18 protein-coding genes, 1 tRNA gene and 2 pseudogenes are annotated in these 18925 nt (G+C 63.9%); 12 read left to right on the forward strand and 9 right to left on the reverse strand.

The genetic code is table 11. From position 1 onward, the window contains the following. Window positions 1-39: 39 nt before the first annotated feature. A complete protein-coding gene (locus Ga0609869_RS15675; RefSeq protein WP_125404734.1) occupies window positions 40-1446 on the reverse strand; it encodes a helix-turn-helix domain-containing protein in 1407 nt (468 codons plus the stop codon). Window positions 1447-1624: 178 nt separating this feature from the next. Between Ga0609869_RS15675 and Ga0609869_RS15680 the strand changes: the two genes are divergently transcribed. The 7 genes from Ga0609869_RS15680 to Ga0609869_RS15710 all read left to right on the forward strand — a co-directional run bounded on the left by Ga0609869_RS15680 (window position 1625) and on the right by Ga0609869_RS15710 (window position 9011). After that, entirely contained in the window at window positions 1625-2602 is a 978-nt protein-coding gene (locus Ga0609869_RS15680; protein WP_245972226.1) for a Bug family tripartite tricarboxylate transporter substrate binding protein, read from the forward strand. An 81-nt stretch (window positions 2603-2683) separates the two neighbouring features. Continuing rightward, window positions 2684-3178 (forward strand): tripartite tricarboxylate transporter TctB family protein, encoded by a 495-nt coding sequence (locus tag Ga0609869_RS15685; RefSeq protein WP_125404731.1) that lies wholly within the window; start codon window positions 2684-2686, stop codon window positions 3176-3178. 12 nt (window positions 3179-3190) lie between these two features. Further along, complete coding sequence (locus Ga0609869_RS15690) at window positions 3191-4708, forward strand: tripartite tricarboxylate transporter permease (protein ID WP_125404729.1); 1518 nt, start codon at window positions 3191-3193, stop codon at window positions 4706-4708. A 30-nt stretch (window positions 4709-4738) separates the two neighbouring features. Further along, window positions 4739-6271 carry an acyl--CoA ligase gene (locus Ga0609869_RS15695; RefSeq protein ID WP_125404727.1) on the forward strand — a complete coding sequence of 511 codons (1533 nt, stop codon included), beginning with the start codon at window positions 4739-4741 and terminating at the stop codon, window positions 6269-6271. Between the two features lie 109 nt (window positions 6272-6380). Then, a complete protein-coding gene (locus Ga0609869_RS15700) occupies window positions 6381-7361 on the forward strand; it encodes a 2-dehydropantoate 2-reductase (RefSeq protein ID WP_125404725.1) in 981 nt (326 codons plus the stop codon). Between the two features lie 137 nt (window positions 7362-7498). Beyond that, window positions 7499-7588: transfer RNA gene (locus tag Ga0609869_RS15705), tRNA-Ser, on the forward strand. A gap of 154 nt (window positions 7589-7742) precedes the next feature. After that, window positions 7743-9011 (forward strand): DUF6538 domain-containing protein, encoded by a 1269-nt coding sequence (locus tag Ga0609869_RS15710; protein WP_125404723.1) that lies wholly within the window; start codon window positions 7743-7745, stop codon window positions 9009-9011. A gap of 1015 nt (window positions 9012-10026) precedes the next feature. Here the strand turns inward: Ga0609869_RS15710 and Ga0609869_RS15715 are convergent. Continuing rightward, a pseudogene (locus Ga0609869_RS15715) lies at window positions 10027-10644 on the reverse strand (protein NO VEIN domain-containing protein); the annotation flags it as partial. On the opposite strand from Ga0609869_RS15715, the pseudogene Ga0609869_RS15720 reads away from it, so the two are divergent. Next, a pseudogene (locus tag Ga0609869_RS15720) lies at window positions 10643-11260 on the forward strand (protein NO VEIN domain-containing protein); the annotation flags it as partial. The pseudogenes Ga0609869_RS15715 and Ga0609869_RS15720 overlap by 2 nt on opposite strands. Window positions 11261-11263: 3 nt before the next feature. On the opposite strand, the gene Ga0609869_RS15725 reads toward Ga0609869_RS15720, so the two are convergent. The 7 genes from Ga0609869_RS15725 to Ga0609869_RS15755 form a co-directional block, all read right to left on the reverse strand. After that, on the reverse strand, window positions 11264-11647 hold the full coding sequence (locus tag Ga0609869_RS15725; RefSeq protein WP_125404719.1) for a hypothetical protein: 384 nt from the start codon (window positions 11645-11647) through the stop codon (window positions 11264-11266). Further along, entirely contained in the window at window positions 11647-12270 is a 624-nt protein-coding gene (locus Ga0609869_RS15730) for a recombinase family protein (RefSeq protein ID WP_369022879.1), read from the reverse strand. Before Ga0609869_RS15730 ends, Ga0609869_RS15725 begins: the two co-directional genes overlap by 1 nt. 3 nt (window positions 12271-12273) lie before the next feature. Continuing rightward, window positions 12274-12972, reverse strand: coding sequence for a recombinase family protein (locus Ga0609869_RS15735; protein ID WP_342772220.1), 699 nt, complete (start codon window positions 12970-12972; stop codon window positions 12274-12276). Continuing rightward, complete coding sequence (locus Ga0609869_RS15740; protein WP_125404718.1) at window positions 12969-13466, reverse strand: DUF2924 domain-containing protein; 498 nt, start codon at window positions 13464-13466, stop codon at window positions 12969-12971. Before Ga0609869_RS15740 ends, Ga0609869_RS15735 begins: the two co-directional genes overlap by 4 nt. Next, window positions 13463-13681: a hypothetical protein gene (locus tag Ga0609869_RS15745; protein WP_125404716.1), complete on the reverse strand. Its 219-nt coding sequence runs from the start codon at window positions 13679-13681 to the stop codon at window positions 13463-13465. Before Ga0609869_RS15745 ends, Ga0609869_RS15740 begins: the two co-directional genes overlap by 4 nt. Before the next feature lie 197 nt (window positions 13682-13878). Further along, the gene (locus Ga0609869_RS15750) at window positions 13879-16086 is read right to left on the reverse strand and encodes a KAP family P-loop NTPase fold protein (RefSeq protein ID WP_125404714.1); all 2208 of its coding nucleotides are present in this window, start codon (window positions 16084-16086) and stop codon (window positions 13879-13881) included. A gap of 26 nt (window positions 16087-16112) precedes the next feature. Continuing rightward, entirely contained in the window at window positions 16113-16790 is a 678-nt protein-coding gene (locus Ga0609869_RS15755; RefSeq protein WP_115394950.1) for an XRE family transcriptional regulator, read from the reverse strand. A 108-nt stretch (window positions 16791-16898) separates the two neighbouring features. Between Ga0609869_RS15755 and Ga0609869_RS15760 the strand changes: the two genes are divergently transcribed. From Ga0609869_RS15760 to Ga0609869_RS15775, 4 genes are all read left to right on the forward strand, one after another. After that, entirely contained in the window at window positions 16899-17582 is a 684-nt protein-coding gene (locus tag Ga0609869_RS15760; protein WP_125404712.1) for a hypothetical protein, read from the forward strand. A 210-nt stretch (window positions 17583-17792) separates the two neighbouring features. Then, complete coding sequence (locus Ga0609869_RS15765) at window positions 17793-18005, forward strand: helix-turn-helix transcriptional regulator (protein WP_074219579.1); 213 nt, start codon at window positions 17793-17795, stop codon at window positions 18003-18005. Further along, on the forward strand, window positions 18005-18367 hold the full coding sequence (locus Ga0609869_RS15770) for a hypothetical protein (RefSeq protein ID WP_245972225.1): 363 nt from the start codon (window positions 18005-18007) through the stop codon (window positions 18365-18367). Before Ga0609869_RS15765 ends, Ga0609869_RS15770 begins: the two co-directional genes overlap by 1 nt. A gap of 27 nt (window positions 18368-18394) precedes the next feature. Further along, entirely contained in the window at window positions 18395-18886 is a 492-nt protein-coding gene (locus tag Ga0609869_RS15775) for a hypothetical protein (RefSeq protein ID WP_245972223.1), read from the forward strand. The last annotated feature ends 39 nt before the right edge of the window (window positions 18887-18925 follow it).

Consider the following 18925-nt stretch of genomic DNA (forward strand, 5'->3'; position numbering starts at 1 on the left):
CCCCGGCCCGGGGCCGGGGATCGTGCGACGTCGCGCGGGTCAGCTTTCGTAGCGGGTCTTGCCGCGCCGATTGGCGTCGATGGGCAGCTCCATGTGGATGGGCTGATGCGCGCGCTGCGGGCAGGACGGCCGCGGGCAAAGATGGCAATTGATCCCGATCCGCGCGGCCGCCCCGCCGCGGTCGAGGTTGAGCGCGCGCGCATAGCCCACGCGGTGCGCCTCGCTTCGCTCGCAGCCCAGCGCCACCACCAGCCGCGCCTCCGCCGCCCCGGTGCCGAGCGACGGCCGGTCGCTGGTGCGGCTGATAGTGAAATACCGCGCGCCGTCGGGCAGTTCGACCAGCTGCGGCAGGATCGCGCCGGGCGTGGCAAAGGCGTTGTGAATGTTCCAGACGGGGCAGGCCCCGCCTTTTTCGGCCAAGGCAAAGGCGGTGGCGTTGACCCGCTTGGTCACGTTGCCGGCCCGGTCGATCCGCAGCAGGAAAAAGCCGACGCCCCGCGCCCCGTCGCGCTGCAAGGTGGTCAGCCGGTGGCCGACCTGTTCGAACGTCGTGCCAAAGGCGGCGGCCAGCCGGTCGATGTCGTACTCGGTCGTCTCGGCAAGGTCGAGAAACCGCTCGTAGGGCATCAGCAGCGCCGCCGCGAAATAGTTGGCCAGCTCCACCCGGCAGCGGGCACGGGTGGCCTCGGCGGCGATGCCGCTGGCCTCGGTCAGCCGGTCCAGCAACTCGGGCGCGGTGACCAGCGCCAGCACGTGCGCCAGTTGGAACACCCGGTTGGGATGGTCCAGCGACTGGGACAGCAGAACGCGCCCAGCCGCCCGGTCGAACACGCGCAGGGTGTCGGGCATCTCGCCGGTACTCTTGACGGTCACGTCAACGTGGAATTGCACCCGCAGGTGCCGTTTCAGTAAAGCGTACATGTCGTCGGGCGCACCGCCGATCTGGTGGCGGGTCTGTTCGGCGGCGGTTTCCAGCGGGTCGAAATAGTTGCGGTTGTCGCGGAAGAAATCGTGGATGGCGGCCTCGGGCGCGGTGCGCAACAGATCGCCCTCGGCGCCGGTGCCGCCCATCCGCGCCAGATGGTCAACCGCGCTGCGATGGCTGCGGTAGAGATGCAGAAACAGGTCGGCGAACCGCGGCGCGTGGTCGACCACAGATCGCAACTCCTGCAGGTCGGGCTTGTCCTCGGCAAAGGCGGGGTCGGCCACCGCCGCGCGCAGATCGGCCAGCCGCGCGGTGTCGCGATCCGAAACCAAATCGCGCATGTCGACGCCATAGACCTCGGTCAGGGCCATCAGCACCTGCACCGACAGGGCGCGCTGGTTGTTTTCCAGCAGGTTGACATAGGCCGGGCTGATATCCAGCCGGCGGGCCATTTCGGCCTGGGTATGGCCGTGCTGGCGGCGCAACTGCCGCAACTGCGACCCGATCAGTGCCTTGGCCATCGTTTACAACCTTACAGGATCCGCCCTTGTAAAATGACACATTAACACACCGACTCTCTTTTTCGTGGAATTTTCCAAGAACGCAATAGTTTGCAGCGCGGGAGACGAACCGTCGGCGATAATTCCAACGCAGATCAGGCGGACAAACGTAGCGTTTCCAAATGGGAGGATACACATGATGAACAAATTCACACGACGCTCGGCGCTTGCCACCCTGACCGCGGCCGCACTGGCCATCGGCAGCCCGGCGATGGCCGAAGACTGGCAGCCCAATAAACCGATCGAGATGGTCATCATGGCCGGCCAGGGCGGCGGCGCCGACCGTCTGGCGCGGCTGTTCCAGTCGATCATCCAGAAGAACAATCTGTCCAACATGCCCGTGCTTCCGGTCAACAAGGGCGGCGGCTCCGGCGCCGAGGCGCTGCGCTACCTCAAGGACAAGGAAGGCGACGCCCACACCATCATGGCGACGCTGAACAGCTATTACACCACCCCGCTGCGGACCGACATCGGCGTGGACATCGAAGATTTCAACCCGATCGCCCGGATGGCCAACGACAACTTCATCCTGTGGGTCAACTCCGAGAGCGATATCGAGACGCTCGACGACTACGTCGCCGCGGTGAAGGAAGCTGGCGGCACGTGGAAGATGGGCGGCACCGGCTCGGGCCAGGAAGACAGCCTCGTCACCGCCATGATGGAGAACGAGTTCGGCCTCGAATACACCTACGTTCCGTTCGACGGCGGCGGCACCGTGGCCAAGAACCTGATCGGCAACCACATCGATTCGACCGTGAACAACCCGGCCGAGCAGATGGGCTTTTACAAGGCGGGCAAGTCGCGTCCCATCGCCACCTTCTCGGAAGAGCGGCTCGAGGCGTTCCCGGACGTGCCGACCATGCGCGAGCTGGGCCATGACCTCGTCTACACGATGCAGCGCAGCTTCGTCGCCCCGAAGGACATGCCCGATGCGGCGGTTGCCTACTACACCGACTTGTTCAAGAAGGTCTCGGAAACCGAGGAATGGCAGAAATACGCCGCCGACGAAGCGCTCGACGCGCAGTTCCTGAGCGGCGATGATCTGCAACAATTCCTGCTGAACGGCCGCGAGGTTCACCGCAACATCCTCGACGGCATGGGCGAACTGGGCTCGTAAGCCTCTTCTGACCCTTATTGGCCGGGCGGGCTCGCCAGCCCGCCCGGCTCCTTGCATCTACACATACGCCAAGGAGCCGCCATGCTGGCCGCCGACCGTATCATTGCTGTCGCCCTGATGGGCCTGTCGCTCTATTTCATGTGGCACGCCACGGTGCTGCCGATCGGATGGGTCGAGGGCTCGGGGCCCGGCGGCGGGTCGTTCCCGTTCTGGCTGTCGGCGATCATGTTGGGGGCATCGGCCATCGTCCTATTGCGCAGCTTCACCCGCGCGGCGCCGCACAAGAACGAGAAATTCATCCCCGACGCCGACGCGATCCCGCAGATCCTGGGCGTGTCGGGCCTCTTGATCGCAACCATCGCGGCCACCCCGCTGGTCGGGGCCTATGTGGCGCTGATGGCGTTTCTCGTGTTTTACCTGCGTATCTTCGGGCACCACGGCTGGCTCCTGATCGGCATACTCACGATTGCCACGCCGGTCTTTCTGTTCTTCTTCTTCGAGGTCACGCTGAAGATCCTGCTGCCCAAGGGGATCACCGAGCCGCTTTTCATCCCGCTTTACGCACAGTTCTTCTGAGGGGGCCCGGGAATGGAGATACTTGCGCTTCTCGCCGAAGGTTTCGCAACCTCGCTTTCGCCGCTGAACATCATGATCGTGCTGATCGGCGTCACCGCCGGGCTGTTCATCGGGGCGATGCCCGGCCTGGGCTCGGTCAATGGCGTGGCCATCGTGCTGCCGCTCACCTTCATCGTGCCGCCATCTTCGGCAATCATCCTGTTGGCCGCGATCTATTACGGGGCGATGTACGGCGGCGCGGTCAGCTCTATCCTGCTGGGCATCCCGGGCGCCTCGACCGCCGTGGCCACCACCTTTGACGGCCGACCCATGGCGCAAAAGGGCGAGGCGGGGCTGGCGCTGATCGCCGCGGCCGTCGCGTCGTTCGTGGGCGGAACGATCTCGGTGATCCTGTTTACAATCTTCGCCGTGCCGCTGGCCGATCTGGCGCTCGCCTTCGGACCGGCCGAGGAGTTCGCGCTAGTCCTGATGGCCTTTACCACCTTCGTAGGTCTCGGCGGCGACGACATCTTCAAGACCATCGTGATGATCAGCCTCGGGCTGGTGCTGTCCACCGTCGGGCTCGACCTGATCTCGGGCCAGCCGCGGCTGATCTTTTTCGACATGCCGGGCTTTTATTCGGGCATCTCGTTTCTGGTGCTGGCCATCGGCGTCTACGGCGTGGGCGAGGTTCTCTATACCATCGAGACCTCGCGCACCTCGCCCGCCGTTACCCCGGCCCGGCTGAGCTTTGCCGAGCTGCGCGCAGGGCTGGTTCGCATGAACCGGCTGTGGAGGACGATGAGCTTCGGCTCGGTGCTGGGATTTTTCGTGGGCATGTTGCCGGCCGCCGGCGCCACGCCGGCCGCGCTGATGAGCTATGGCATGGCCAAGTCGATGTCGAAAAAGCCCGAGACCTTCGGCCGCGGCAATATCGAGGGCGTGGCCGCCCCGGAGACGGCGAACAACGCGGCCTCCACCGGCTCGCTGCTGCCGATGCTGACGCTGGGCATTCCGGGCTCGCCCACCACCGCGCTGCTTCTGGGCGGGATGGTGATGTGGGGGCTGGTGCCGGGGCCGATGCTGTTCATCGAAAGCCCCGATTTCGTCTGGGGCCTCATCAGCTCGCTCTACACCGCGAACCTCGCCGCCGTGCTGATCAACATCGCGCTGATCCCGATCTTCGTCTGGGCCTTGCGGATGCCGTTCTCGGTGCTCTGCGCGATGGTGCTGGTGCTTTGCATCGTCGGCGGCTTCGCCCCCAGCCAGAAGATGCACGACGTCTGGCTGATCGCGGTTTTCGGCATCGCAGGCTATGTTCTCAGAAAGGCCGACTACCCGCTGGCGCCGCTGGTGCTGGCGCTGGTGCTTGGGCCGCTGATGGAAAAAAGCTTTCGACAGGCGCTGATCGGCGAGCAGGGCAACATCCTGGTCTTCGTCGAGCGTCCGCTCTCGGCGCTGTTTGTCGCACTGTCGGTCTTGTTCTTCCTTCTGCCGATCATCAAGATGGTGGCCCGCAGAAGATCCAAATCCACTGCCCCGGCCGAGTGATCGGGCAAAACGAGAAGAGAGGAAATCCAGGTGCAGACCATCACGGACTTGATCGCGGGACATGACGACGCCCTTCCGGCCATTGGCGCACCCGGACGCGACTGGCTGAGCTATGGCGGGCTGAAGGCGCAGGCCGACAAGGTGGCCGCGGACCTGCACGCCGCCGGCATTGGCCGGGGCGACCGGGTGGCGATCGTGCTGCCGAACGGCCCGGAGATGGCCACCGCGTTCGTCACCATCGCCCAGGCCGCCGTCACGGCGCCGCTGAACCCCGCCTACCGGGAGGACGAATACGCCTTTTACCTGGAGGATCTGAAGGCCAAGGCGATCGTCCTGGCCACGGGCTATGACGGGCCTGCGCTGGCCGCGGCCAAACGCTCCGGGCTGACCATTCTGTGGCTCGGCGCCGACGAGGCCGCGCCGGCCGGCACGTTCGAGTTGACCGCCGAGGGCAGCGGGGGCGCCTGCGACACCGCCGCGCCAGAAGCCGATGACGTGGCGCTGATCCTGCACACCTCGGGCACCACCTCGCGGCCCAAGATCGTGCCGCTGCTGCAATCGAACGTTGCCGCGTCGGCGCGCAACATCGCCGAGTCGCTGGCACTGACGCCCCAGGACCGCTGCCTGAACGTGATGCCCCTGTTCCACATCCACGGGCTGGTGGCGGCGGTTACCGCATCGCTCTCGGCCGGCGCCTCGATCTGGTGCGCCCCGGGCTTCGATGCGCTGAGGTTCTTTGGCTGGCTCGCCGATGCCAAACCCACCTGGTACACCGCCGTGCCGACCATGCACCAGGCGATCCTGTCGCGCGCTCCGCGCAACGCCGAGATCATCGAGGCGGCCGACCTGCGCTTCCTGCGCTCGTCCTCGGCCTCGCTGCCGGCCCAGGTGATGACCAAGCTTGTCGAGACCTTCGGCGCGCCGCTGGTCGAGGCCTACGGCATGACCGAGGCGGCGCACCAGATGTGCTGCAACCCGCTGCCGCCGCGCGGGCAAAAGCCGGGCTCGGTCGGGGTCGAGGCGGGCCCGGTGGTGCGCACCGCCCACGAGACCGAAGACCGGCTGGTCGAGGGCACCGGCGAGGTGGTGATCTCGGGGCCGAACGTGACTCCGGGCTACGAGGGCAATCCCGACGCCAACGCCAAGAGCTTTTTCGAGGCCGACGGCCGGCGCTGGTTCCGCACCGGCGACCAGGGCGCCTTCGACGAGGACGGCTACCTGCACCTGACCGGGCGGCTGAAGGAGATCATCAATCGCGGCGGCGAAAAGGTTAGCCCGCTTGAGGTGGACGGCGTGCTCATGGACCACCCTGCCATCGCCCAATGCGTGACCTTCGCCCTGCCCCACCCCAAGCTCGGCGAAGAGGTCGCCGCGGCGGTGGTGCTGAAAGAGGGCGCCGAGGCCACCGAGAAAGAGATCCGCGCCTTCGCCGCCGAGCGGGTGGCCGATTTCAAGGTGCCGCGCAAGGTCGTGATCCTCGACGAGATCCCGAAGGGCGCGACCGGCAAGCTGCAGCGGATCGGCCTGGCCGAGAAGCTGGGCCTGGCCGAGAGCGCGGCGTAAAGAGGCCGGCCCGCCTGCGCGGGCCGGTGCCTCCGGCGGGGGTATTTGAGCCAAGAAGAAGACAGGGCGGCGGGCGATCGGCCCGGCCGCTGCAATCGGGGACGGAACGATGAAGATTTGTGTGTTCGGGGCCGGCGCGATCGGCGGGTATATGGGCGCCAAGCTGGCTCAGGCCGGGGCCGAGGTCAGCCTCGTGGCGCGCGGGCCCCATCTGGCGGCGATGAAGGCCAACGGCCTGCGGCTGATCGAGGAGGAGAGCGGGACGGACGCGACCGTGCCGGTCAATGCCTCGGACAATGCCGCCGACCTGGGCCCGCAGGACTACGTGATCGTCACGCTCAAGGCGCATTCGGTGCCGCCGGTGGTGGACAAGATGCAGCCGCTGATCGGGCCCGACACCACCATCGTGAGCGGTGTGAACGGGGTGCCCTGGTGGTATTTCCACAAGATCGGCGGGGACTACGAAGGCACGCGGCTGGCAAGCGTGGACCCGGGCGACGCCCAGTGGAACGGCTTTGGCCCCGACCGGGTGCTGGGCTGTGTCGTCTATCCCGCCGCAGAGGTGATCGAACCCGGTGTGGTCAAGCATATCGAGGGCAACCGGTTTTCCCTGGGCGAGCCCGACGGGTCGAAGTCGGAGCGCGCGGCGGTGCTGTCGAAGGCGCTGTCGGCGGCGGGGCTGAAGGCCCCGGTGCGGCCGAAACTCCGTGATGAGATCTGGGTGAAGCTTTGGGGCAACCTGTCGTTCAACCCGATCTCGGCGCTGACCCACGCGACGCTCGACGTGCTTTGCACCGACGACGGCACGCGGGCGGTGGCGCGAGACATGATGCTGGAGGCGCAGGAGATCGCCGAAAAGCTGGGCGTGAAATTCCCCATCGATGTGGAACGGCGGATCGACGGCGGCGCCGCGGTGGGGGCGCACCGCACCTCGATGCTGCAGGATCTCGACCAGGGCCGGCCGATGGAGATCGACGCGCTGGTCGGATCGGTACAGGAACTCGGGCAGGTCACAGGCACGCCGACGCCCACGATCGACACCGTGTTGGCCCTGGTCAAGCTGCGGGCACGGGTAGCCGGTCTCTACTGAGGCAACCGCGAATTGCAGGGCCGGAGCAACTCCGGATCGCCTCCGCCGGAGGCCTGGTACTGGGGCGGTGGCCTGTGTCTCTCAAAGCCCATATCATGGCTTGTTTTCCGTACGCTTATGCTGGTAAACCCCTCGGCGGAGACGTGGCCGAGTGGTCGAAGGCGCTCCCCTGCTAAGGGAGTAGGCGGGAAACCGTCTCGAGGGTTCGAATCCCTTCGTCTCCGCCATTTTCCTCAATATCGCCATCTCATAATCGCCTGATAGTAGGGCGAAATTCGGCGTTTTCGCGCTGACGGCGGTGTTTGGTCCGCTTGATTTGCTGCACAATTTGCTACACAATTTGCTACACAATTTGCTGCACAAACGGGGGATTTCTCCGCCATGAGCATTGCCAAACGAGGCCGCCTTTTCCACCTCCGCCGCCGCGTGCCGCGCCGGTATCGGGGTATCGAGCCGCGCGAAACCGTCTGGATCAGCCTTCACACCGACTCAGAGACCATCGCTCGGAGCAAGGCGGATCGGGCGTGGAGCCAGATGATCGAGGCCTGGGAGGCGCGGCTGGCCGGGAACAGTGAAGATGCCGAGGCGCGCTACGAGGCCGCGCGTGACCTCGCCCAGGCGCGAGGCTTTCGCTATCTAGACGCGGGTGCGGTGGCAAAGCTGCCTGTCGTGGATGTCGTCGAGCGCGTCGAGGCGATCCCCGCGCCTGCGAACCAGCCTGACCCGGTCGAAGCCGCCGCCCTACTCGGAACTGTCCCGGAACCCCGTATCACGGTCACCAAGGCACTGGAGCTTTATTGGACGTTTGCCAAGGAGAAGACGCTTGGCAAGAGCGAGGATCAGCTGCGCCGCTGGGAGGCGCCGCGCAAGAAGGCGGTGAAGAACTTTGTCGCAGTCGTCGGCAACAAGGAGATCGCCAACATCACCCGCGACGACATGCTGGACTTTCGACAGCACTGGCTCGACCGGATCGAGGCGGGTGAAGTGACCGCAAACTCTGCGAACAAGGACCTGATCCACCTGGGCGACGTGTTGAAGACCGTGAACACGATGAAGCGGCTGGGACTGTCCCTGCCGCTGGGCGAGTTATCCTTCAAGGAAGGCGAGAAGCAGACGCGCCCGCCGTTCAGCGAGGACTGGATCAGGAAGCGTCTGCTCGCCCCCGGCGCGCTGGACGGGTTGAACGGCCAGGCCCGTGCCCTGCTGCTCGGGATGATCAACACCGGCTATCGGCCGTCCGAAGGAGCGGCGCTGACGGCCGAGACGATCCGATTGGACTGCGACGTGCCGCATATCTCCATCGAACCCGAGGGACGGCAGCTGAAGAGCCACTACGCCCGCCGGGTGATCCCGCTGACGGGCGTCTCGTTGAAAGCATTCAAGCAGTACCCCGAGGGCTTTCCCCGCTACCGCAACCGCGCCACCCTGAGCGCGGTCGTGAACAAGTTTCTCCGCGCGAATGGCCTGCTCGAGACGCCGCACCACTCGATGTATTCGCTGCGCCATGCCTTCGAGGACCGGATGCTCGCCGCCGGGATCGACGACCTTATCCGCCGCGACCTCTTCGGTCACCGGCTCGACCGGGAGCGGTACGGCAAGGGCGCATCGCTTGAACACGTGGCCGAACTCGTCGCCCGCATCGCCTTCTGAGCCAACAGCGTCCGCGCCTGACGCTGCGCCTCCGAAAGCCGCTTCTCTTTCTTCACGGCCGCGGCCAGTTCTGCCTCCAACCGCTCGAAGATCGGCGCGAAGACCGGGTCCTCCGCAACAAGCATCGCGACCTTCATCAATGCCACCTCGAGCCGCGTGGCATCGACCGGTTGGGCCGAGCGCGTACATCGGGAGGATGGGCGAGACGGTGTCATGCCGACAAGCATGGGGCCAAGCATTTGGCTTGTGCAGGGCGCGCGAACGCGCCGCGTAAAGCGGCCTGTAACAGCGTGCAAATCGGATGGGGAGCCCTCCAAACGCGCGGCTCAAATCGAAGCACCGAAGTGAGCATCTTGGCGGTGGCGCCCGGCTCATGCGTCTGGGAGCGTCGCCCGAGCCTGCAATCTTGAGGCTTTGAACGCGCGCCAAGAGCTGGTTTAGGAGGGCTGCGGAAGACAACAGGAAGAAGGGCAAGATAAAAGCGCCTGCCACGAATTCCGCAAGTCACTGACGTGACTAGCGTTTTCGCGTGCAAGCAAATCGGTCGTGTGCAGGTTTCCTGCAATTTCGCAGTGTTTTCAGACCACTGGTATGCACAATGCGAAAACCTGCTTTTGGCAGCTACTCCGTAGACGAGGCGAAGAGTCCGAGCATCAAGAGTTGGTATCTTGCGCCCAACAATGGGAGCGCAAGATAAAAGAGGTGCGGCAACACGTGCCTAGGTGTCTGATGTTGATGAAGAAATCGCACGGCAACCCTCCAATCCTTGCCGTTTAAATGCAGCTAAATATCTGATTTTGCGTTGATTTTGACGCCGCAGAAAGCGCCCATGGGGAATGTGCCGCTGAATTATTCCCGCGAAGTCAGGGCCTTGACCGTATAGTCGCCGCATCACGTAAAGGGGTGCGGCTGAATAGAGTCAGTCACCACAACCAGTTGCGTGCCGAATGCGGCAACCCTTTTATCTCGCGCTCCATTGATGCGCCGTTTTCAGGCCATGTCTCGTCAACACAATTCAATGAAAGCTTGCTTGAAAGCTGGTCGCCGTGAGCGACACATGCGCATCAAGCGGCGGGCGCAACTCGAAAGCCTTGGGCGTTCGTGCGAAGTTCCAGAGGCGAAACAGGCACCATTCCTCGCGCCGTTCATCTGCCACTGCAAGTTCATTGCGTGAGACGTGGAACGGCGTGCGTTCCCAGCCGTTTGTGGTCTTCACCTCGATGAGACGCTGCCGTCCGTCTGCATCGAAACTGGCAATATCATAGCCCGCGCCATCGCCGTCTTCTTCGGACACCCAGCGAATTTGCTGCGCCAAGTCCTCCCGCCCCGCTGCAGTCAGCGTGTCACGCTCATGCTTCAAGACGCGCTCCTCCCCTGCCTTGCCAAGGGCACGGTTGCGTTCATCCCGCGCGGCCACGTCGAATTTCTTGGCGATGTGGAGCATCTGCTCGAGCTCGTCGGGCGGGGGCTGGTTGGTCAGAGTCGGTGCAGGCCCGACCCAGAGTTGCGCCGCCTCGGCCATGCCTTCCATCGGCCGGGAAGAAAGGGAACGATGCGCCCAGTCTGGGTTCATCGCCAGCCAGCGTGCGACGGCGTCGATCAAGCTGGCCTGGAAGTTGAACGCGGGTTTGTACAAGCCCGCCTTCAATTTCCAGATGACGCTGGTCGACGCGGTAGCGCGGTGGCTGGCGCTTAACCCGGACTGGCTGGGCCGGTTGCCGGAAACGCGCCCTGCGACCGGCATGCGCGAGGCCGCGCAGATCTGGATCGGTCCTCCGCCCACGCTCTCCAACCAGCCTCCGCCGCAGGAGCTGGACCAGATGTTGCACATCGCCAGGAAGTTCGACGTGGCGGGCCGGGACGAGCGCAATCGCGCTCTCGGCCGTGCGGGTGAGGAGCGCGTCCTGGCGCACGAGCATGCCACGCTGAAGGCCGCGGGGCGCGATGACCTGGCGCGCAAGGTCCGCTGGGTCTCGGAAGAAGACGGCGACGGCGCGGGCTACGACATCGCCAGCTACGCGCCCGATGGCCGCCAGCGGCTGATCGAGGTGAAAACGAAGAACGGCTGGGAGCGCACGCCCTTCCACACCACGCGCAACGAGCTGGCCGTTGCCGACGAACGGCGCGCGGAGTGGTGCCTGTTCCGGATGTGGAATTTCTCGCGCGAGCCGCGGGCGTTCGAGTTGTACCCGCCGCTCGATGCGCATGTCTCGCTGACGCCGACGTCGTTTCAGGCCAGCTTTCACTGACCGTCAGTCGAACACCCGCGACGGCTGCTCGGCCCACGGCAGGGACGCGACGAAGCACAGGTCGTAGAGGCTGATCGCGCAGGGTTCGCGGCGCACGACCAGCCGCTCGAGAACATCAGGCGCCAGCCATGCGAGGCGCAAGAGGCGGCTAACATAGCGGTCGGAGAGGCCTTCCCCGGCGGCGAGATCGGCGATGGTGGTGACCTCGCCGCGCTCCATCCGTTGCTGCCACGCCCATGCCCGGCCGATGGCGCGCAGCACGCGGGGATCCTGTCCCGGCGGCTGGTCCGATGTCTCGATATCCTTCGGCGGCAGGATGCGCGGCCGACCACCGCGTTTGCGGATCGTGAGCGGGATGTGGACGCGGATCGTCTCGTTCACGGGCATCAGGCGGCGTCCTCCCGCGCGGGTGCCATCAGGCTTGCCAGCGCGCCGAGCCCGTCATGGCGGAGATCGATGTCGAGCCCGTCCTCGCCCACCGTCACGCGCGCAACGAGCAGCTGGACGACACGGGCCTGCTCGGCCGGGATCAGCGCCTTCCAGAGATCGTCGAACTGCGTGAGTGCCGCGGTCACAGTGCCCTCGTCGAGGTCGGGCCGCTGTTTCTTCAGGGCCCGCGCGGTGCGCGCGATGATCTCCGGCGTGCGCAGCAGCCGCCGGATTTCTCCGATGACCGCCTCCTCGACCATGGCGGCGGGCAGCCGCTGGGGCCCGCGCAACTCGGCCGTCGGCCGTTTCTGGATCACGTCCATAGAGACGTAGTAGCAGTAGCGCCTGTTGCCCTTCTTCGTGTGGTGCGGGGTCATCGCGGCGCCGGTCTCGGTGAAGATCAGCCCGCGCAGCAGCGCCGGCTCGGTGCTCCGGGTGCGCCCGGCGCGCTGGTTCCGGTTGCCGGCCAGCACGGCATAGGCGGCATCCCACAGGTCCGCATCGACGATGGGCTCGTGCATGCCGGGATAGGTCTCGTCCTTGTGGGTGATCTCGCCGCGGTAGATGCGGTTGTGCAGCAGCTTTTAGAGCGCCCCACGGTCAATGGGCCGGCCGCGCTTGGACCGGATGCCGCGGGCGTTCAGCTCCCGGATTACGGCGGCGGTGGAATCGGAGCGCGCGAAGAGCTCGAACATGGTCCGGACCTGCGTGGCTTCGGTATCGTTCACGATCAGCTTGCGGTCGACCACGTCGTAGCCGAGCGGCACGTAGCCGCCCATCCACATGCCCTTCTTCTTCGAGGCGGCGACCTTGTCGCGAATCCGCTCTCCGATCACCTCGCGCTCGAACTGGGCGAAACTGAGCAGGATGTTCAGCGTCAGCCGGCCCATCGACGTGGTGGTGTTGAAGGACTGCGTGACGGACACGAAGGTCACGCCATGGCGATCGAAGATCTCGACCAGCTTCGAGAAATCCATCAGCGCGCGGCTGAGGCGGTCGATCTTGTAAACCACGACCACGTCGATCAGCCCGGCCTCGATGTCGGCGATCAGCTGCGTCAGCGCGGGACGGTCCAGCGTGCCGCCCGAGACACCGCCGTCGTCGTAGCGCTCGCGCAGGCAGGCCCAGCCCTCGGCGCGCTGGCTGGCGATGTAGGCTTCGCAGGCCTCCCGCTGCGCGTCGAGGCTGTTGAATTCCATGTCGAGCCCTTCCTCGCTCGACTTGCGGGTGTAGACGGCACAGCGCAGGCGGCGCGCCGGTTCGGTCTGGGTCCTTCTGGTCATCGCGCGCCTCGAGTCCGGTCGAGTCCGAAAAAGCGCCAGCCGTTCCAGTGCGCGCCGGTGATCGCGCGGACGGCGGCCGAGAGCGACTTGAAGCGCCGGCCCTGCCATTCGAAGCCATCCGTCAGAACGGTGACCATGTGCTCCTCGCCACCCCATTCTCGGACCAGCTTCGTGCCGGGCGCCGGTTTCCGCGGGTCCGCAACCATGCCACCCAGCTTGCCACTCATGACCTCGTCGGCCAGCGCATCGAGCGTGCGACGCGTCTCCCGGCGCAGCCCGCCATGGGCCAGTTCCTGAATGCGGTAGCCGAGCCGAAGCTCGAGATTGCCGCGGCTGGCGTTCGGCGCGCGCTCCCCGAAGATGGCCTGCCACTTCTCCTGCAGCTCGGGCACCGTCATCGCCTTCAGCCCCGCCAGTTCGGCCAGGACGTCGATCCCCTCCACCTGGCGTGTGCGCGCGGCCTCCACGCCTGATTTTCTTGTGTTTTTCCTCATGAGTCATCTCCATCTCGGTTGCGAACCTGTCTCCGACGACGGCGTCTCAGGGCGAGGATGTCCAGCGAACTGTCTCCGCCGAGCGGAGTATTCCCGTTCATTTCCGGTGGGTTGGTGCGAGCGATGGCGCCGGCGAGGATGGCGGCCAGTTCCGCCAGCCGCTCATCGGTGGTGAGCGTCTTGGCAGGCTGCGCGAAGGCGATGTCGTCTTGCATGGGGAGCGAACCTCCTGAGGCGGTTTGCTCCGTGTTCACCGCGAGCGCCAAAGGAATTCAAGTGAAAACAGAGAGTTGTCGTAGTTGCGCGAAGACTAAGGCAGCGGAGCGGACGCGGATGTTTCAACCGCTCTGCATTGGGCGTCCCCAAAGAGATTTACAACGCAAAAAGCTCGGGGCTCTTGGCGGTTCAAAAATCAGTACTCGTTTCCCAACTTCAGCACCTCCACGATGCGTCTAGCACGTTCGCCCAGTTGTGGATCTTCAACTAAGCCCTGCAGCCTGGCCGTCGTACTTTCCAGGTCCATGAAAATCTCAAGGTTTTCCCTTTTTAGGACTTTAAAGCGGCCTCTGTCGCTGCTGTTGATCCAACTGGTGAGGCCTTCTAGCGCATCCAAGAAGCCTGCATCGGACTCTGCATGACGTGCAATTAGATTACACGGCCCCTCCTTATCTCCTCCCTGCATCCAAGCAAAGAGAAGGCTAACTGGATTTGGACTAGAAATGACGTCCTGAAAACTCATTGAGCGGTAGCGTTCCAAGAGGATCGCATTAATATCATCGAGCTCATCCTCCCGGAATAACCACTCCTCCTCCGGCCGGGGTCGTTCCCCATACCGACCGTGCGCAAACGTCTCGCGCCGAAACATCGATGTTAGCCAGCCGATCGCATCGCCATGTGCAAACATCAATCTTAGAACGCGCTTGCGATCGTCATCTTCAAGGTTTGAAACAAAGAATGGCACAAGGCGTTCCGCTCTGTCCCAAAATGAATTTATCCAAAAGTGATCAAATGGGTGCATGCGATATGCTTCATCCATCATATAAGAAAACGCAGTCAGAAAGTTCTCGCATTGCTTTGCGGAAAGATCTTCATAAACTTGACCTTTCAGTCTCTCAAGCAGAACATCCGCCTTCGTGAGCGATCCTGATTGGGCGGCGCTGTGCAAGTCCAGTAAGGAATCACTGGTTTGCCGCGGCCCGGAATTGGATGCCTCCCATATAGTCGCAAACTCATCATTCGTGAGTGCATGAGAAGGAGCTGCTAAGGCAAAATAAAGCCGATAATGATCTGGGCTACTAAGCCTTCCGGCCCTGACGGCTAGGTCACGTTCGTGCTCAGACATGCGTTGAAATATACTGAATCCGCGTCCTTCTTCGGCATAGTCTACTTCAACACCGGGAAGTTGCTCGGCAAAATAATACCGATACATCATGTCGTCAAAATGGCCTTCTGGCACGGCCTCGAACAATGCTGAAAGCTCTTTGGATTTCTCTGCTTCTTCGATGCGTGCAGCTCCGACTGAAACTGCAGAAAAAGTCGCGCAATACGCTTCAATCCAACGGTACAATGCTGGATTTCCATCTTTGATTATTTGGAGCCACACAAGATCAGCTAGGTCTGCCCGAATCTCACGTAGCGCTGGCCAGAAGAAACGAACCGCATCAAGCGCGCGTATCACGGACCGAGGTGTTAGAAGCTGCCTACCACCTTCATGATCTATTACTGCATGCAATCTCGAAAGTTCATCGTCGTCTTTGACGGAAGCGATCAGATGGAGTTCATCAGTAAACCATTGCCGTAGCTGAAATGGCTCTGGCTGTGGCACCATAGCAGTTAACTGTACGATTTTTTCTAGATATGCTTTACCGCTCTTTACGCCTGCGGCTCGCTCGATGCTCTGCGCCAGGATTTCAGAATCGTAACATAAGATATAGATCACGTTCGGCAAGTCGACGACCGATCTGACAAGCCGCAAAATCTCAATTACCTCAGCAGGTTCAAGGCGATCAACATCATCAATAGTGATAATGAATCTGTGGTCCAGTTCTCGGAGTGACTTTACAAGCTTGTCTTTGAGTTCAGAGAGTTGAGGGCATGCTGATTCCCCGCGTGTGATGTCACCAATGGCTCTGACGCTCTTCCCAATCAATTTAGCTGGAGCCCATCCAGAAGCTTCGCCCACGACTTCAATTGCAGCGCCAGTTCTGCTCAAGCCATTCATGAAGCTTCGAAGCGCCTTGCTGGCCTCCTGTGCCTTCGACTTGTAAAGTGGTGTCGCATCCCCAGCCTCCAACGCAAACTTTTCAAGTTCACTTGAAAGATCACTAAATAGGCCAGTAATAAGGGCGTCCCTGCTACCGATTAACCAGGGGCGGAAATTTATTATTGATGGGCGTTGAGTGGAGGGCAGCTTTTGAAGCTCATCGCCAATGAGAAATAGAAGACTTGACTTACCGGATCCCCACGCACCCTCGATGCCAACCACAAATCCATCTTGAGATGCGCGATCGACCAGTGATGCGGCTATCCTCCTGGAAACCTGACGGAAACCGAGCTTATCGGTGTCCCCAGAGGAAAGAGCGCGGTCGCCCTTGATCTCAAAGTTTCCTTGATCAGTCATTCTGTGCCTTCCGAATTAAGTCCATCTCAGATCTCTCGCGCGAACCAACGGATGCGGCCGACGATGTGGATCTCGTCGGCCGTTCGCTCGTAGGGACTGTAGAACCCGTTATCCGAGATGACGCGGACCGCGGGTGGGTCACTGTTCGGGATGTGCTCGAGCCGCTTGGCCACCAGCCCCATGCCGTCGTCCAGCACGAAGATGCCGGGCGGGTTCGGCGCGCGGCGCGCCATGTCGACGAGCACCGTGTCGCCGTCGAGCAGCGTAGGCGCCATGCTGTCGCCCTCGACATGCATGATCCGCAGCTGGGAGGGGCTGGCCTTCAGGCTGTGCCGGATCCAGGATCGGCGGAAGTGGTAGGCGCGGCCGGCGGGGTCGTCCTGTTCCAGGACCACGGCGCCGCCGCCCATCGACGGGCGCGGGCTCGCATGCGCGATCGAGACGAAGGCCTCGTCCGGGTTCTCTATGAAGGGGGGCGTGCCCTCGACATCGCCGATCCCATGGATCAGCCAGTCGCGGTCGACCTTCAGGACGCGGGCGACCTCGGCCAGCCGGTCGATGCCGGGGCGGGATGATCGTCCGCGCAGGATGTCGTAGACGAAGGACCGGTTCACGCCGGCCATCTCGGCGACATGGGCGGGGCTGAGGCCGAGCTGGTTGGCCCGGGCCCTGAGACGGTCGGCAAGCGTGTGATGCTCGTTCATGTTTCCCCACCCATCTGTGGATGAAATAGGATAAAATCGGATTGATCGACGCCCGTCAAGCGAATAAGAACATAACGTAAACATCAGGCAGGGGAATCGGAGGGGCGCGTGCACATCGACAAGCTGTATTTCACGCTCCCCGAGGTGCTCGAGCGCTGGCGGATCTCCGAGACGGACCTCGTTTACCTGGCCGAGAACGACAAACTCCGGCTGTCGGTGCGCGTCTTCGGCGAGCCGGTCGAGTTCGGTGACTACGAGGAGGGCCAGGACGGCGAGCGGTTCCGCGTGCCGTGGGAGCAGAAGCCCTTCAGCGGGCTGCTCGACCTGTACGCCTGTGACGTCTTCCAGCTGTTCCGCTGCGGCGAGCTCCATGTCAGCGAGTTTCGCACGCCGCGCGCGGACTATGCGTCGCTCTACGGCGAGGCCCAGCCGGTCTTCGTGATGATCGGCGATCTGCTGCTAAGGCGCGAGGAACGCGACCGTTTCGAGCTACAGTCCGGGTTCTCCTCCGGCGGCTCGGCCATGGAAGAGAGCACCTTCATCGCGTCGGCCGACTACCAGGAGGTGCGCTGCAACGGCTACCGCTTCCGACTCGGCCCGATCCAGGCGCAGGTTGTCCGTGCCTTGCACGAGGCCGCGCAGCGGGGCGAGCCCTGGCAGAGCGGCAAGGCCATCCTGTCCTCGGCGGGCTCGAAGAGCCTGCGCATGGCCGACGTCTTCAAGTCGCAGAAGGACTGGCGGCAGCTGATCCGCTCCGACCGCCGCGGCGGTTACCGCCTGAACATCGACTGAACCGCCTGCGATCCCACGAGCGTGGCCTCCGGCCCGACTGGTGTGGGATCGGCTGGGGGATGGAAGGGGATGACCATCCCCCAGCGCGCCGTCCAAGCCTGTCCTGCAAGGCCATATCCATCCCCCACCACATCCCCCTGCGATCCTGACGACATCCCATAGCGGGATTTCGCAATCTCTCTCCGAAGCACACGCAAACGGAGAGAGCCGATGCAGCAGAAGCATTGCCTGAACCAGAAGGAACTCGCCCGGCGCTGGACGATCTCGCATCGCACGCTGGAGCGCTGGCGGTGGGCGGGTGAAGGCCCGGCCTACATGAAGATCGGTGGACGGGTCGTCTACCGGCTCGAGGACATCGTCGCTTTCGAGCGCGATCAGCTCCAGCATACCATGGACACCCAGCCGCGCGCGGGAGCGGCCTGATGGGACGCCTGTCGCCCATCACCGAGGCCGAGGTCGTGCCGCTGCACGGCGCGAACGGGCCGGGGCTCGACGAGGTCGGGCTCGCCGCCTGGATCGCGCAGGCCGAGCCCGGCGAGGCGCTGGTCTATCACCGCGGCTTCCTCGCCGTCGATGCCACGTCGGTCATCTCGAAGCTGCCGGCGGATCGCCAACGCACGCTGCAGCTGGTGGCGGCCGCCGCAAGGCGCGCGGCCGAGCAGAACCTCGTCCACCTCGTACAGTCCCGGCTCGGCCCCGACGCCTTTGCCTACATCGCCGTCGCCCGCCCGAAGCCCGGCCCGTCCGGCGCGGCGCTCTCGATGCGCCTGCTCGAGGCCGCCTGATCCCCATCCCCCATTCCGGAGACCCCAATGCCCTATCCCGAGAACACACCCACGCCCGATGACCTGCCGGGCCTCAGCCCGCAGGAGATTGCCGGGCTGCCCGTCGAACTGCTGGCCATCCTCCAGCGCGAGATCGACGAACGCCTGAAGCACGACAAGGCCGCGAAGGCCCGGCTCGATGCCGCTCTGACCGTCCGCTACGCCACGCGCGCTGCCGAAGAGCGGCAGGCGCAGGCCAAGGACACCGGCACGGTCCGCTTCGACGACGGCGATTTCACCGTGGTCGCCGACCTGCCGAAACGGGTCGAATGGGACCAGTCCCGGCTGGCCGCCATGGTCGAGCGGATCCGCGCCGCCGGGGACGACCCGGCCGAGTATGTCGACATCGCCTTCAAGTTGCCCGAGCGCAAATACGCGGCCTGGCCCGACGCGATCACCGTAGTGGGCGGCTCTGCTTCCAGTGGTGCAAGGGCCAGCCGGAGGCGCATTCGGACAAGACCGGCAACACCCTCACCCTGACCGCGCCCTACGCCGTGCCTCTGGCGACGGTCTGCTCGT

Origin of the sequence: Rhodovulum iodosum, assembly GCF_041020385.1 — a bacterium.
In the GTDB taxonomy this organism is placed as follows: Bacteria; Pseudomonadota; Alphaproteobacteria; order Rhodobacterales; family Rhodobacteraceae; genus Rhodovulum; species Rhodovulum iodosum.

Excerpts from the sequence above, each read along its gene's own strand:
- Ga0609869_RS15735 (WP_342772220.1), bottom strand. The coding sequence starts at position 12,972 with ATGACCAGAAGGACCCAGACCGAACCGGCGCGCCGCCTGCGCTGTGCC.
- Ga0609869_RS15710 (WP_125404723.1), top strand. The coding sequence starts at position 7,743 with ATGAGCATTGCCAAACGAGGCCGCCTTTTCCACCTCCGCCGCCGCGTG.
- Ga0609869_RS15725 (WP_125404719.1), bottom strand. The coding sequence starts at position 11,647 with ATGCCCGTGAACGAGACGATCCGCGTCCACATCCCGCTCACGATCCGC.
- Ga0609869_RS15775 (WP_245972223.1), top strand. The coding sequence starts at position 18,395 with ATGCCCTATCCCGAGAACACACCCACGCCCGATGACCTGCCGGGCCTC.
- Ga0609869_RS15770 (WP_245972225.1), top strand. The coding sequence starts at position 18,005 with ATGGGACGCCTGTCGCCCATCACCGAGGCCGAGGTCGTGCCGCTGCAC.
- Ga0609869_RS15680 (WP_245972226.1), top strand. The coding sequence starts at position 1,625 with ATGAACAAATTCACACGACGCTCGGCGCTTGCCACCCTGACCGCGGCC.
- Ga0609869_RS15750 (WP_125404714.1), bottom strand. The coding sequence starts at position 16,086 with ATGACTGATCAAGGAAACTTTGAGATCAAGGGCGACCGCGCTCTTTCC.
- Ga0609869_RS15700 (WP_125404725.1), top strand. The coding sequence starts at position 6,381 with ATGAAGATTTGTGTGTTCGGGGCCGGCGCGATCGGCGGGTATATGGGC.
- Ga0609869_RS15745 (WP_125404716.1), bottom strand. The coding sequence starts at position 13,681 with ATGCAAGACGACATCGCCTTCGCGCAGCCTGCCAAGACGCTCACCACC.
- Ga0609869_RS15740 (WP_125404718.1), bottom strand. The coding sequence starts at position 13,466 with ATGAGGAAAAACACAAGAAAATCAGGCGTGGAGGCCGCGCGCACACGC.
- Ga0609869_RS15690 (WP_125404729.1), top strand. The coding sequence starts at position 3,191 with ATGGAGATACTTGCGCTTCTCGCCGAAGGTTTCGCAACCTCGCTTTCG.
- Ga0609869_RS15765 (WP_074219579.1), top strand. The coding sequence starts at position 17,793 with ATGCAGCAGAAGCATTGCCTGAACCAGAAGGAACTCGCCCGGCGCTGG.
- Ga0609869_RS15755 (WP_115394950.1), bottom strand. The coding sequence starts at position 16,790 with ATGAACGAGCATCACACGCTTGCCGACCGTCTCAGGGCCCGGGCCAAC.
- Ga0609869_RS15685 (WP_125404731.1), top strand. The coding sequence starts at position 2,684 with ATGCTGGCCGCCGACCGTATCATTGCTGTCGCCCTGATGGGCCTGTCG.
- Ga0609869_RS15675 (WP_125404734.1), bottom strand. The coding sequence starts at position 1,446 with ATGGCCAAGGCACTGATCGGGTCGCAGTTGCGGCAGTTGCGCCGCCAG.